Source organism: Salinivibrio sp. ES.052, from assembly GCF_900141775.1.
In the GTDB taxonomy this organism is placed as follows: Bacteria; Pseudomonadota; Gammaproteobacteria; order Enterobacterales; family Vibrionaceae; genus Salinivibrio.
In genome coordinates, this window is sequence record NZ_FSRI01000001.1 from 460,563 (window position 1) to 474,850 (window position 14,288).

General features: G+C 49.3%; 11 protein-coding genes and 1 pseudogene. 6 read left to right on the forward strand and 6 right to left on the reverse strand.

Annotated elements, in window-relative coordinates:
- Positions 1–7 precede the first annotated feature (7 nt).
- The 6 genes and pseudogenes from BUQ98_RS02145 to BUQ98_RS02170 form a co-directional block, all read right to left on the reverse strand.
- Positions 8–1,015: an alpha-L-glutamate ligase-like protein gene (locus BUQ98_RS02145; protein WP_139294697.1), complete on the reverse strand. Its 1,008-nt coding sequence runs from the start codon at positions 1,013–1,015 to the stop codon at positions 8–10.
- Between the two features lie 40 nt (positions 1,016–1,055).
- A pseudogene (locus tag BUQ98_RS02150) lies at positions 1,056–2,561 on the reverse strand (inactive transglutaminase family protein); the annotation flags it as partial.
- A gap of 9 nt (positions 2,562–2,570) precedes the next feature.
- Positions 2,571–3,359, reverse strand: a complete 789-nt coding sequence (locus tag BUQ98_RS02155; protein WP_074212289.1) for an ATP-dependent zinc protease family protein — start codon at positions 3,357–3,359, stop codon at positions 2,571–2,573.
- Positions 3,360–3,741: 382 nt separating this feature from the next.
- Positions 3,742–4,713, reverse strand: coding sequence for a tRNA 5-methoxyuridine(34)/uridine 5-oxyacetic acid(34) synthase CmoB (gene cmoB, locus BUQ98_RS02160; protein WP_074212290.1), 972 nt, complete (start codon positions 4,711–4,713; stop codon positions 3,742–3,744).
- A gap of 146 nt (positions 4,714–4,859) precedes the next feature.
- Complete coding sequence (gene cmoA, locus BUQ98_RS02165) at positions 4,860–5,588, reverse strand: carboxy-S-adenosyl-L-methionine synthase CmoA (RefSeq protein WP_074212291.1); 729 nt, start codon at positions 5,586–5,588, stop codon at positions 4,860–4,862.
- 147 nt (positions 5,589–5,735) lie between these two features.
- The gene (locus BUQ98_RS02170) at positions 5,736–6,614 is read right to left on the reverse strand and encodes a DUF72 domain-containing protein (RefSeq protein ID WP_074212292.1); all 879 of its coding nucleotides are present in this window, start codon (positions 6,612–6,614) and stop codon (positions 5,736–5,738) included.
- A 258-nt stretch (positions 6,615–6,872) separates the two neighbouring features.
- On the opposite strand from BUQ98_RS02170, the gene aspS reads away from it, so the two are divergent.
- The 6 genes from aspS to BUQ98_RS02200 all read left to right on the forward strand — a co-directional run bounded on the left by aspS (position 6,873) and on the right by BUQ98_RS02200 (position 14,270).
- Positions 6,873–8,657 (forward strand): aspartate--tRNA ligase, encoded by a 1,785-nt coding sequence (gene aspS, locus BUQ98_RS02175; RefSeq protein ID WP_074212293.1) that lies wholly within the window; start codon positions 6,873–6,875, stop codon positions 8,655–8,657.
- 127 nt (positions 8,658–8,784) lie between these two features.
- Complete coding sequence (locus BUQ98_RS02180) at positions 8,785–9,531, forward strand: YebC/PmpR family DNA-binding transcriptional regulator (protein WP_074212294.1); 747 nt, start codon at positions 8,785–8,787, stop codon at positions 9,529–9,531.
- Positions 9,532–10,053, forward strand: a complete 522-nt coding sequence (ruvC, locus tag BUQ98_RS02185; RefSeq protein ID WP_074212295.1) for a crossover junction endodeoxyribonuclease RuvC — start codon at positions 9,532–9,534, stop codon at positions 10,051–10,053.
- Positions 10,054–10,711: 658 nt separating this feature from the next.
- A complete protein-coding gene (locus tag BUQ98_RS02190) occupies positions 10,712–13,306 on the forward strand; it encodes a LysM peptidoglycan-binding domain-containing protein (RefSeq protein WP_254813860.1) in 2,595 nt (864 codons plus the stop codon).
- 157 nt (positions 13,307–13,463) lie between these two features.
- Positions 13,464–13,700 carry a hypothetical protein gene (locus BUQ98_RS16885; RefSeq protein WP_139294612.1) on the forward strand — a complete coding sequence of 79 codons (237 nt, stop codon included), beginning with the start codon at positions 13,464–13,466 and terminating at the stop codon, positions 13,698–13,700.
- Positions 13,701–13,742: 42 nt separating this feature from the next.
- Positions 13,743–14,270 (forward strand): hypothetical protein, encoded by a 528-nt coding sequence (locus BUQ98_RS02200; RefSeq protein ID WP_074212298.1) that lies wholly within the window; start codon positions 13,743–13,745, stop codon positions 14,268–14,270.
- Positions 14,271–14,288 lie beyond the last annotated feature (18 nt).

Consider the following 14,288-nt stretch of genomic DNA (forward strand, 5'->3'; position numbering starts at 1 on the left):
CGCTTTTTTATCCTGCTTGCGCGAGTCGAGGCTGTAATGGTTGCGTGCTTTGTCCGGCAAAATGTTGGATAGAAAAGGCCACTCGATCTTCTGGCAAGGGAGGATAGCGTCTTGGCGGTAATGCCTCAATCAGTCGTAACCTTGGCAGTAAACCACAACCGTTGGCTATTTGAATGGCCAAGCCAGGTCGTGCGTTTAGCTCTAGCACCATCGGCCCTTTCTCTTTATCCAGCACCATATCCGTGCCCATATATCCCAAGTCTGTCATTTCCCAGGCGCTGGCTGCCAGCGTGAGCAGTTGCTGCCAGTGGGGCACCTTAAGGGTATAAAGATCTTGATGGGTATCCGGATGGTGAGTGATAGGGCGGTTAAACTGCACCGCTTTTAATGCCTTTCCCGTGGCAATATCCAAGCCGACACCCACGGCACCTTGGTGTAAGTTGGCTTTGCCATCGGACGCTGATGTTGACAGCCGCATCATTGCCATCACGGGGTAGCCTTGAAACACGATCACACGAATATCAGGCACGCCCTCATAGCTAAAGCCGCTAAAACTATCATCAAAGGCGATTAAGTTTTCTACCACGGCGACATCGGCTTTGCCGCCGAGAGAGAACAAGCCCGCTAAGGTGTTGGTAATGTGGCGCTCAACATCGTTATGGCTCACTGTCTTTCCCGAGGCTTTGGTATAGGCACCTTGGTGGTTTTGTGTGACGACCAAAATGCCTTTACCGCCAGATCCTTGCGCCGGTTTAATCACAAAGCCGGGCCAGTGAGCCACCATCGCATGAATACGTTTTACATCTGCTTGACTATCGATCACGCCAATCAGATCAGGCACCGTTGCACCGGCTTGTTGGGCAATGAGTTTAGTTTGTAGTTTATCGTCAACCAATGGGTACAAACGTCGATCATTGTAGCGGCCAATATAACGAATATTGCGCTGATTCATACCCATAATGCCTGCTTGGTTTAAACGGAAAGGCGAGGCCAACTTATCGAGGAGTGCGCGCATCATCACCTCCAGTATTAGGGGCTAAACCAAGTGGCTTGTCATTATTCGCCAATGGGCGGAAACGCTTGAGTTCAGACAAGCGATAGCCAGTGTAATTACCCAACAGCAAGATCAGTGCGAGGATAACCAGTTGCAAACCAATAAAGTTAAATGTGAGATGACGAATCAAGTCATTGGTCATGGCTAAGTACACGAGCACCGCCGTTAGCAAGGAACCACCGCCTTGGAGCACCACTTCTTTAGCGCCTTCCTCTTCCCACAAAATTGACATCCTCTCGATCGTCCATGACAGGATAATCATCGGGAAGAAGGTGATGGTTAGCCCTTCCATTAAACCAATATGAAACGCAATCACGCTAAATACCGAAATAATCAGTATGACCGTGATGATGACTGCGGAAATTCGAGCGACCAGTAACAAGTTGAGCCGGGATAAATAGCTACGTATTACTAACCCTGTGCCAACAATCAACACAAAGCCGACAATCCCCGTGAGCAGTTGGGTTTGCACAAAGGCCACTGCAATTAATACCGGCATAAAGGTGCCAGAGGTTTTTAACCCCACAATAATTCTGAGAAACACCACAATTAAGGCGCCAATTGGCACCAGCATGATGGTTTTGAACATCGCCTGCTCTTCTATCGGCAAGCTATGAATAGAAAAATTGAGCAAATCGTCAGCCGACACCTTGGCGGATGTCGCCTGCTGCGGGCTAATATCTTGTGAAATAATTGAAAAATGGACTTGGCTATGCTCGCCTCCCATCACTTCAAGCAACGGCCCGCCATGCTGGTTCCACAATAAAACGTCGTCGTGATGACCATTTTGTCCGGTGGTCAAATCAAACAAGTGCCAACGGGTGTCTTGCCAGACTTGAAGCATCGGAGAAATTGTTTGTCGGCGCCGGCCATCTTCAAGGTCGAGCCCACCGACAACCCGCGCGTGGATCCCTTCCAGGGATAACGTTTTTTGTAATGCGTCGGGTTTATCCAACGTATTTAATAATAAGGCGGCATTTTGACTATCAGGGCTATTAAATTGCTTGATGAGTTCACGGGTTAAAGTGATATTGTCAGCAGAGCGTGAGCGAGCCTGATCGAGTAACGCTAATGCAGCACTCTTTCCTGCATTATCCATGACTGGTGGCGCGATGATTTCCTCTTCTGGCGGCGTCATCGTGTAGCGTGCACTGTCATCGACCAGCATTTGATTTTTAAAATACAGGGTTTGTTCACCGCTGGCTGTGCGCGCAGACCACTGAGCTTGGCGGCCATGTTCGGTATCCAATAATGAAAAGCCATAGCCAGCAGACGAGGTGCTTTCATCGATCAATGTGAGGCCTAGTTGGCTATCTGGTGCGGCAAGGCTGACTTTTACTGGGCCATCATCGGCATCAAAGTTGATTCTTGCCTCAATTTGCCAGACTTGGCGTGTTTCATCGGCGAGCCAAGGCACACCATAAACAACGTGGCGATAAGCACTGAGCGCGATACCCGCTAAAACTAAAAAGCCGATGAGAAAGTAAAAAGGAACACGTGAAACCATGAGGCTTACCTACTTTTGATGGGTGTCGTCATCGCTAGGGGTCGATGGCGTGTCCGGCTGATATTGAGGGTGAATATGTTCTTTACTGACATCGATGACAGCTAGGTCTTTGAAAAACTCGCGGCCTAGCAGTACGGGGTATTCCATATTGGTCCGGTCTGCGAGGGTAAACTCGGTTTTCTCGTGAATATTGCCTACCCGGATCCACGCTTCAACCACAGGGCGGCGATCGGTGGTATCACTAGAGGATTGACGTATCCGAACCCAGCGTTTTACTGGCATTTCCATAAACACAGGTTGGTCACTGTTTTCGCTATGATTGACGTTGAACTTGACCCAGGTATCACCATCGCGCTCAAATTCTTGAATATCGACTGCGTTGAGCGATGACGTTTCTGCACCCGTATCGACACGAGACTGGAATGTATTCTCTACGGCATCAAACCAGACCCATTCACGTCCACCTAGAACGACTTTGTCGTTGTTGACCGGGACTCGGACCACTTTTTCTTTCACTTTAACGTCTGGTTTTTTGTTCGCGAGGTTGGCATATAGCTTGGCTTGTATGCGTTGTACCACGGTAAGCTGGCTTTCCATCGCGGTGACTTGTTGGCTCAATTGTGTCAAAGCGGCATCATGCTGGGTGAAGGTGTTCGTCAGGCGTTGTTGCTGTTGCTGGCTTTGTGCGGCAACGGTATCCATTTTATTGAGCGTTTCTTGGTGCTGGTGTTGCGAGGTAAGCGTACAACCAGACACTGTGAGTAAAAGTGCACTGATCAGTGAGCAACGAAAAAGCATCTGAGTCTCCACTGCATAAGAAGAATTGCGGCTAGCCCTATCGCCTCAGAAGGTGGACTGGAGGCGATCTCGAGCGCAAATTCTAAAGCAACCGACAAAGATAGGTAGGGGGTTTCTGTCAAATGTTAGTCAGAATTGGCTAAACGTTGATTTTATCGGCGGTGCTGGCGGAAAAACCGTGACAAGACAAAGACACGAGGTATTGAGGTGGATGCGAAGACTGATAAAACGGACGTGGGCAGCGAGGTCAACGTCAGGATAGGGTGTGCCCCAGGTCAACCTGAGGCATTCGATTATACGAATGAGATAGGTGTGAATGTTTGCTCACCTTAACTTACGACTGAACATGGGTGAGCTCGACCAACCATTCTCCTCCCGTTGTTTAATCGGGATTACGGGCGACCAAAATGGCGCGTTTTGGCGCTGGATACCCTTCGATGGTTTGCGTCGGATCATCTGGGTTCAGATACTCTGGCAACGAATTATGTGTCATCCACGCGGTGCTGCGCTGCTCATCGGTGGTGGTGATACACTCATCGACAATACGGACATCGACAAAGCCGACTTTTTCCAGCCACACTTTTAGCGCCCGAGCAGATGGGAAAAAGTAGACATTGCGCATTTGTGCATAACGGTCGGAGGGGACTAATACCGCGTTTTCATCGCCGTCAATCACCAGGGTTTCCAGTACTAACTCACCATCTTTACCCAACTGGTCTTTAAGCTGAATCAGATGATCGAGCGGCGAGCGACGGTGGTAGAGCACCCCCATGCTAAACACGGTATCAAAGGCACGTAGGGCTGGGAGTTTCTCGATCCCCAGTGGCAGTAGGTGCGCACGCTGGTCATTACCCATTAAGCGACGAATCGCATCAAATTGCATCAAAAACAGCTCGGAAGGATCAATACCCACCGTTAGCGCCGCTCCTTCACCCAACATCCGCCACATGTGATAGCCGTTGCCGCAGCCGACATCAAGTATATAGCGACCCTTCAGCGGCGAGATATGTGGGAGCACCCGATCCCACTTCCAATCCGAGCGCCATTCGGTGTCTATATCCATACCGTGAACCTGGTAAGGCCCTTTGCGCCATGGGTGAAAGCTACGCAGCAGATTTTCTAATTTTTTACGCTCACCGGCAGGCAAACTGGTGGCATCGCCAATCTGGACCCGATCTTTTAGCTCCACATGCTCTGGCGCATCGGTCGGGATTTTATTCAGCACTTTTATCCACTTGGGCATATCGCCATGGGGCTGGGTTTGCCATTCTGCCAATTGGGCTGGCAACACTTCCAACCAGTGAGACAGACGGTTTTTGGCGATCAGCTGATAAAAATCGGAAAAATCAAACATCAGATTACTCGTATTGTATGGCGCGTTTAGCTTAATCAAAGGGTTGACTGAATCAATGGTGTCACTGGTGCAATGGCTACCGAGAACAATGACGTAAAGGGATCAATAAGCTTTACGTCATCAATAGCGTTCCGTCATCGCTCATCTTATTTAATCGCGAGCATCGACCCAAAGTTAAAACACTGAAACCACATGGCAACACTGCTAAAACCAATGTCGCTTAAGCGTGTTTTGTGGGTGCCAATGCTGTCAGGGCGCATCACGTTTTCTAGGGCACTCCGCTTTTGACTGATCTCCAACTCGCTATAGCCATTGGCGCGCTTAAAGTCATGGTGTAAATCAATCAGTAGCTCGTTAGCGGTCTCGTCTTCAAAGCAATATTTCTCCGACAAAATCAGGATCCCGCCTGGCTTTAACCCTTGATATATGTGCGTCAGTAGGGTTTGGCGATCGTCAGGGCTTAAAAATTGTAGGGTAAAATTCAGCACCACCATCGAGGCATTGGCGATCTCCACGTCGCGAATATCGGCTTCTCGCACCTCGACATCCGCAGCCCCGCGGTAAGCATTGACATGGAGACGACAACGCTCAACCATCGCTTGCGAATTATCGACCGCGATGATTTTACAACTGTCGTGGGGGATATGGCGGCGCATCGACAAGGTGGCGGCGCCCAACGAGCAGCCAAGATCGTAAACATGGCTATCTGGTGTCGCAAAGCGTTTCGCTAACATACCAATCGCCGAGATAATATTGCTGTATCCAGGCACCGAGCGCTGGATCATATCTGGAAACACCTCGGCGACATTTTCATCGAAAGTAAAATCACCCATCTTTTCGATCGGTGCCGCGAAAATTTTATCCTGATTAGCCATATTAGCCTCTACAAATCAGCCTCAAGTCACAGGTTGTTATTGGTCAACGTCAGGCGTTATACCAGCAAACTGTGTTGCAAAAGCGGCGTATTGTAGTGAATTTTTCAACGCCTGTCTGCACAGCGTTCGCCGTAGGATCCAAGTGGATTAAAACAGTGTCCCTTGTTGGCTTTGTGCCGCACGCGTGACTGGGGCGAGTGGAGGCGATAAATCAAGACGTTGATACAGTTGAGCCGCGAGTGCCGGAGCCTGGTCGTTGTCCGATGTATGAATCATTAAATAGGGTGTTTTACCGGCGGTTATCCACTGAGATAAACGTGGGATCCACGGGTCGAAAAATGTACTGTTTTCTGTCAACTGAGGATGGCCAATAAAACGCACCATAGGCGCATCGTTGGTGGCGATAGCATGAACCGGCACGCGTGGCTTTTTCTTTTGCGCATCAATAATCTCTGGGGTCTCCGGTTTTGCCGCGAATACCGGGCGACTGTCCATGATCACGCGGTTGGCACCCTGGGCGATCAACAGTTGATTCAATGCCTTCTCTGCGTCTCCTTTGGCAAAAAACGTAGGGTGACGTACTTCCACGCCGACAGAGACATCCATCGGTAAGCTTTGTAAAAAGGCGGCAAGATCAGGCAAGCCTTCCGGACCAAAACGAGCCGGCAGTTGAATCGTCCACTGGCCAATTTTATCATGGAGCGGTGCCATCAGATGGATAAAATCCCGCGTTATCTCTTGCGCATGACGCAACTGACATTGATGAGTAATGGTTTTGGGAAACTTAAAGGTAAACTGAAAGGTGTCTGGAATCGCTGCCGCCCAGTTTGCGACCGTCTGTGGCGATGGTGACGCATAAAAGGTGGTATTGCCTTCCACCGTATTAAATACCTCGGCATAACGGGCCAAACGCTCACCTGAACGGGTTCCCGGGGGATAAAAATGGTGCTGCCAACTGGGATGAGACCACTGGGTCAATCCGAGCCGCAGCGGAGGCTGATTGAGCGTATGTAAGGCAAAAGGCATCGTGTCATGCTCATTGATGATCGTGAATACGGCATAGCCTAATGATAACCAACCTCAAAGACCATCTGAAGAAAAACCCACGATCGCTTTACCAACGGCGGGCCTTTTCCTTTATAATAGCCAGTCTTTGACAGTAACGGCAGTGATGGGGGCGTACCGTCAGGTACGACAAAGGCTGTTACCGAATTCCCCTCAGTATTTGACAGGCTTGTGCCCAAGGGGGCAAGCGGAATTATCAGAACAGATCAGGAATATTCTATGCGCACCCAATATTGTGGTCACCTGAATAGCGCCCACGTCGGGCAAGAAGTAAGTCTTTGTGGTTGGGTTAATCGTCGTCGTGATTTGGGCGGCTTGATTTTTATCGACATGCGCGATCGTGAAGGTCTGGTGCAAGTTGTGATTGACCCAGATATGGGTGACGTTTACGAACAAGCCAATAAACTGCGTAACGAATTCTGTATCACCATTCGTGGTGAAGTGCGCGCGCGTCCAGAGAGCCAAATCAACCGTGATATGGCCACCGGTGAAGTCGAAGTGGTCGCAAACGGCTTGGACATCATCAACCGTAGTGCGCCGATGCCGATTGACTTTAACCAGTTTATCTCTGAAGAGCAGCGTCTTAAGTACCGTTACCTCGACCTGCGCCGTCCAGAGATGAGCGATCGGATTAAACTGCGTGCCAAAGCCACCAGCTTTGTTCGTCGCTTCTTGGATGAGAATGACTTTTTAGATATCGAAACTCCGGTACTGACCAAAGCAACGCCAGAAGGTGCGCGTGACTACTTGGTTCCTAGCCGTGTGCACAAAGGCAGCTTCTATGCCTTGCCACAATCGCCTCAGCTGTTTAAGCAGTTGTTGATGATGTCTGGTTTTGACCGTTACTACCAAATCGTGAAGTGCTTCCGTGATGAAGACTTGCGTGCTGACCGTCAACCAGAATTCACCCAGATCGATATCGAAACCTCGTTCATGAGCGCCGAGCAAGTGCGCGACGTGACCGAGAAAATGATCCGCGAAATGTGGCAGTCGCTGCTTGACGTCGACTTGGGTGCCTTCCCAATCATGAAATTTGAAGAGGCGATGCGCCGCTTTGGCTCTGATAAGCCAGACTTGCGTAACCCGCTTGAAATCGTCGATGTTGCCGATATTGTCAAAGACGTTGAATTTAAAGTCTTCTCTGGCCCTGCGAACGATGAAAAAGGCCGCGTGGCCGTGATCCGTGTACCAGGCGGTGCCAGCTTGTCTCGCAAGCAGATCGATGAATACACCCACTTTGTCAGCATCTACGGTGCCAAAGGTTTGGCGTGGATGAAGGTCAACGATCGTGACGCTGGCTTTGATGGTATTCAATCGCCGGTTGCCAAGTTCTTGAATGCCGACGTGGTAGAAAGCATCTTGTCACGCACTGACGCGCAAACCGGCGACATTATCTTGTTCGGTGCCGACAAAAAATCGGTGGTTACTGAAGCGCTGGGCGCATTGCGCGTCAAGCTAGGCTTGGATCTTGAACTGACCGATACCAACGCCTGGACTCCGCTGTGGGTGGTAGACTTCCCGATGTTTGAGGAAGACGACGAAGGCAACTTGCACGCGATGCACCACCCATTTACCGCCCCGACCGACGTCACGCCAGAACAGCTAAAAGCGAATCCGGCGGCCGCGAACTCTAATGCGTATGATATGGTCATCAATGGTTACGAAGTCGGCGGTGGCTCGGTGCGTATCCACAGTCCAGAGATGCAAGCGGCGGTATTTGAGACCCTAGGCATTGATGAGCAAGAGCAACGTAAGAAGTTTGGTTTCTTGCTCGATGCGCTTCAATACGGCACCCCACCACACGCAGGTTTGGCGTTTGGTATGGACCGTTTGGTCATGCTGTTATCTGGCACCGAGAATATTCGTGACGTGATTGCCTTCCCGAAAACTACCGCGGCTGCCTGCTTGATGACCAATGCACCGAGCATGGCCAATGACGCGGCGCTTGAAGAGCTCGCGCTCAGCATTACTGCGGCAGCCGAGCAAACCGAACAAAGCGAATAAACACGATTTACCTTGGGCAGGTTGACTGCTCATTGCTCATCAACGCGCCTCAGACTGAAAAGCCAAGGCGCGTTTTTTCTGATTACTCCTTTCACGTGAGGGGAGCGCAAAAAAACGGAGAGTCGATATGGCAGGTCACAGTAAGTGGTCCAACATTAAACACCGTAAAGCCGCTCAAGACGCGAAGCGCGGTAAGATTTTCACCAAACTGATTCGAGAATTAGTGGTTGCCACCAAAGAGGGTGGGCCAGAAGCGGAAACCAATCCACGCTTGCGTGCGGCGGTCGATAAAGCGTTATCAAACAATATGACGCGCGACACCATTAACCGTGCGATTGCACGCGGGGCTGGTGGCGATGGCGATGAGAACATGGAAACCGTCATCTACGAAGGCTATGGCCCGGCAGGCACCGCGGTGATGGTGGAATGCATGACCGATAACCGTAACCGTACCGTGTCAGGCGTGCGTCATGCATTTTCTAAATCTGGCGGCAACCTAGGCACCGATGGTTCAGTGAGCTTCTTGTTTGATAAAAGAGGTGTCGTCACTTACGCCGCAGGGCTTGAAGAAGACGATGTGATGGAAGCGGCACTCGAAGGTGGTGCGGAAGACGTCGTCACCTATGATGACGGGTCGATCGATGTTTATACCACCCCCAATGACTTTGGCACGGTTAAAGACGCGTTAGATAAAGCCGGCTTTGAAGCCGAGCGCGCCGAAGTCACTCAGGTGCCATCCACCAAAGCCGAATTAGATGCTGATACCGCACCTAAATTACTGCGACTTATCGATATGCTAGATGATCTTGACGACGTGCAAGAAGTCTATCATAACGGTGATATGTCCGACGATGTGGCAGCGAGTTTAAGCTAAATGACAGTGATACTGGGGATTGACCCAGGTTCGCGGATCACCGGTTATGGGGTGATCCGCCAACAGGGTCGGCATCTTGAATACCTCGGCAGTGGTTGTATTCGCACCGAAACAGACGACTTACCCGGTCGATTGAAGCATATTTACGCAGGGGTGAGCGAAGTGATCACCCAATTCCAGCCCGATAACTTTGCTATTGAGCAAGTATTTATGGCCCGCAATGCCGATTCAGCCCTTAAATTGGGCCAAGCCCGTGGCAGTGCCATTGTCGCCGCGGTGAATGCCGAGTTACCGGTGTCTGAATACGCGGCGAGGTTGATCAAGCAAGCGGTGGTGGGCAAAGGCAGTGCGGATAAAAAGCAAGTTCAACATATGGTTACCCACATGTTGAAACTCAGCGCCACTCCCCAAGCCGACGCCGCCGACGCCCTTGCGGTCGCCATTTGTCATGCCCACACTAACCACACCCTCATCGCCATGGCCGGCAAAGCCAATGCCGCCCGCCGCGGCCGGTATAGATGATACCATTGGCGTAGGTGACACAAGCCGCGGTAAGATGTCAACAATGATGCATTATGCTACCTGGGCGCCAGTTGCACTGCGCCTGTCACGATCGGTGTTAATTTTACCCCCCCATGTCGGAGGCGCGCTTTGGCTTGGGTATTCATGGTTGACATCGCTCCGGCGCTTGTCCGACCTACGCCTGATTTATATATCGGTGGTGTCATCGGCTACGATTACTCGTTCCCACGCTCCTGCGTGGGAATGAATACAAAACTCGAACCCTGAACAGAGGTCGTGACAAAACCATCGAACCGCACTTGTCGAATTTGGTTGCTCTGATTCTGCTGAACGGATCTCTGTTCTCACACGCTCTAACACGGTGCCCAATTTGGGTTGGTCACTACAATTGGACCCACCTCACAATTCAGCCAGTGCTAACCTAACGATGACAACAAACCTATCCAAAAATCTGGCCCGTTGCGTAGAATGATCCGCCATGATTCTTGGCAGGCGGACAATGCGGTGGGTTACAAACTAGTTCGATTGACTGAACTTATGGCTTATGAGTTTGGGCAAGTAGAGGGCGATACTGAGGCGCTGAATGAGCGAGACCTTGATGGAGTGATAACCTAACGATGACAACAAACCTATCCAAAAATCTGGCCCGTTGCGTAGAATGATCCGCCATGATTCTTGGCAGGCGGACAATGCGGTGGGTTACAAACTAGTTCGATTGACTGAACTTATGGCTTATGAGTTTGGGCAAGTAGAGGGCGATACTGAGGCGCTGAATGAGCGAGACCTTGATGGAGTGATGCCCGATGGGGTGAGCTTTTCACAATTCAAAGAAAAGCTTGATAGCGGTGAATTTGCACTGTTGGCTGACACCCCAACGCGGCCCGCGATGGTGCATGATAATACGAATAAGGTTTGGACCCTCTCGCCAGACACTGAAACGACCCTCTCACCACAAGCCCGTTCAGCACTTGCCGCCCGAGCCAATCAGTCTGGCAGTGCGGTCGGTGGCGCGAGTGGCTCCGGCGGTGCTAGTCACAGTTCGCATGCCGCAACCAATATCGAAGACACCTATGTGCCGGAACCGGTAAAACCTGACCGTTCAGATGCGCCACCGCCACTTAAGTACGAGTACTGTTTTGAGATTGCCAGCTCGGACAAGGTCTTTAGCAAGACAGTCGGGTGTAAATTTGAGTTAGCCAAAACACAACAAGAAGGCGTGAAGGGTGATTGGCAAACCGCGCCCACTGAACATGGTACCAAGTATACCGCTTATGCGGTATTCAATGAGCCCAAAAAGCTTGTTGCTAAAATTGCATCGGCCTCAATGGGCATCAGCGTGCCCGAGCCCGTGCAGATGAAGCCGATTGGCTCTGGAGTAATCCAAGAAGCCTTTATTCCTGTAACCCCCTCCGTTCAACTCGGCGAGCGACTAGGCTTACCCACCGAAGGCTATTACTACCACTTTTATCAAAAGCGCTTAGTGCAGGAGTACAAGCTGCTGGGTGACGGAAAATGGCAGTTTTACGCCACGCGCTCTAGGCATGAGAAACTCAATCATGAGCAAGGTTTTAATCGTTATCAAAGCGCGCTCTTGGTGTACTGGAAGATTGGCGGGAAAGAAGTCGAAGACCAACATCTTGTCTATCTCGAAGAACCGATCACTCGCGAGACGCTTGATAACCCAGACGAAGAATGGCTGGCAGAAAACGGCGTAAAGCTATCTATCAGCGATTTGCTCGCCGCCCCTAAGCAAGCCGTTGCGAATCGAGATGACTCACCGGCAGAGTCGGATAGCGATAAAACTGGTGACTCAGCGCAACCATTAACCCATACCGTTAAGTTTGATCCGACTACCCGCCAACGTGAATCATGGCCGACAATTGCCGAACAATATGGCTTATCCGCTAAGCAGCTGCTGGGTTTGAATCCGCAGTATGACGCTGAACCGATGGCATTGGCGGTAGGTGATAGCCTAACGGTTAGTCAGCCAGCGGCGAAAAGCGAGAAGAAATCAATAGCTCGCTCTTTACCACCAGAAGAACCAAAAACATACCACTTAGCGGCCAATACCCACTATACGTTTGATGGAATATTACAGGGGACATCTGTTAAACCAATAAATCGAGACGATATGGTTAACGCAGAAATTTCTGTGGTCAATTTAACTCAGTTATCCCCTCAAGACGTTGATGATGTGTATCTTGTTTTTGCTGACAAACGAATGAGCGTGGACGATTTTGCGCTTGAAACATATTTATCAAACCAAAAGCATATAGTCGAACATGTTCTTAATTCAAACCCTCATTTGAAACGTAGCTTTAGCCAGATTGTTGAAGGTATGCCTCTAGTCGTATCACCTTGGTCTGAGCAACACCCAGATGAAGAGTTTGCCATCAAACAGGCGGACGACTTAATGAGTGAATTTCTCACTCTCTCAAGCGAACAGAAAAAGTGGTTCGCAGAGCATCACGAAACAACAACGAATGCACTACTTATGAGTGCGGCATCTGGCCTAGATATTCATCAGCAGGACGCAAACACATCTATGCTGGCCGAGCTAGATCTAAACCATCTTTTGGCTGGCTCTGGCGCCGTGATCGCTGGCGCTCAAGTCCAAGGTGATAAAATAAGCAAAAAGATGAAGTCTTTTGCTGACTACTCTCGTTACGTTGCTTCTCGAACGGAAGGACTGTCAGGTCCCAAGCTATACTCTCACCCCGACTACAAAGCATGGAGAAAACAAGCTCGCACGTTTCAACAAGAGATGAAGTTAATACTTTCCGAGGTAGGAAAACCTGGATATATTAGAAACATACAGACAAAACGTATCAACAACTACCTAAATGTCGGCAAGCGCCAACTTTACCGAGCAAGAGACTTTTCTAAAGCAATTTCCGGTATTGAAATGACCTCGTTGTATAAACAAACGATGTCATTTAGCCGCTCATTAGGTATCGCTAACGGTCTCGTAATTGGTGCGGGATTATATGGAAACGCTGCTGATGTGGTAAATACATGTAATAGTAGTGGTTGGTTTGAGGATACTTGTAATAGAAATATAGTAAACAATACTGCAAGTGGTTTTTTTAACGTATTGGGAGGTATTGGTGTAGGCATTGCTCTAGCTGCAATCCCTGTAACTGGGGGGCTATCGATGGCTTTAGTTGGTGGAGGCTCTTTATTCTGGGGGATGTATGGTGGTGACTTATCTCAGCAAGTAGGTTTATTTGTCGAGGAGATAGTCTTTGATTAAGCTCGTATCCGAAATTAGCATTATGATTTCTCTACTATCATTCTTTCCTTGGATAGGTGTAATAGTATACCTATCCATGAAATTGAGAAAAAATAAGTATGAGTTAATATTGAAAATCTCTCTATCTGCTCCGAACTCATTTTCTACAAGATCTAGGATGATGATGGAAAGTAACTTATCTTGGATTGCTGCAAGCTGCTTCCCGTTTTATTGGTTTGGAAAAGCAATGCTAAAATATGCTTGGCGCATTCCAGAGTCAGAAGTGAATAACTGGAAAAAAAGCATTCTAGATATTTTTGGAGCATGGAACACATGGTATAAATCAATTGTTTATCTTGGCAATATAACTTTTACCAGTTTAATCGTGTTTTCCATTTTTTTCTGGGGGCTTTGAGTGCACTCAAGGATGCATTTTCGAAACGCCAGATATTCGGTAATGACTAAATGGAAAGCATTTTTACCACTGCTCTTATCAGTGGCTGTTTTAGGTTGTGAACCTGAGCCTTATACTGCTGAAGTTGGTTTTACGAATGGTAGTTCCACAGGTAGGCACTCTGTCTATAAAATGACAATTACAACCGTGTCTGGCGGTAAAGCCAACTTTGCCATGGGTGGAGTGAGCGGTTACCCCGGCGCTCACTCCTCAGGTGGGCGTATAGACGCTCCCGCTTACATTGAAGGCGAATGGGAAGAAGGATGGGGGTTTGCAGACGATGACATCAGCTCTACACCTCATCACCGCATATCTGCTCCCATTCCAGATAATGCCGAAGCCAAAATGAAAACAATGGATAATTATTACCAAAATTTCGACCGTGACTATGGTTCGATGGAGGTGATTGTTGATGGCCCTAGAGTACGGGTCTTCTACTCAAAATCGTGCGTTGATATGTACGATGACTGTACGCCTAAGGCTCTTCACCGGATGTGGTGGAAAGTGTTTCTTTTCAAGTTTTCCGATTAATTGGAAAATGAGGAAACA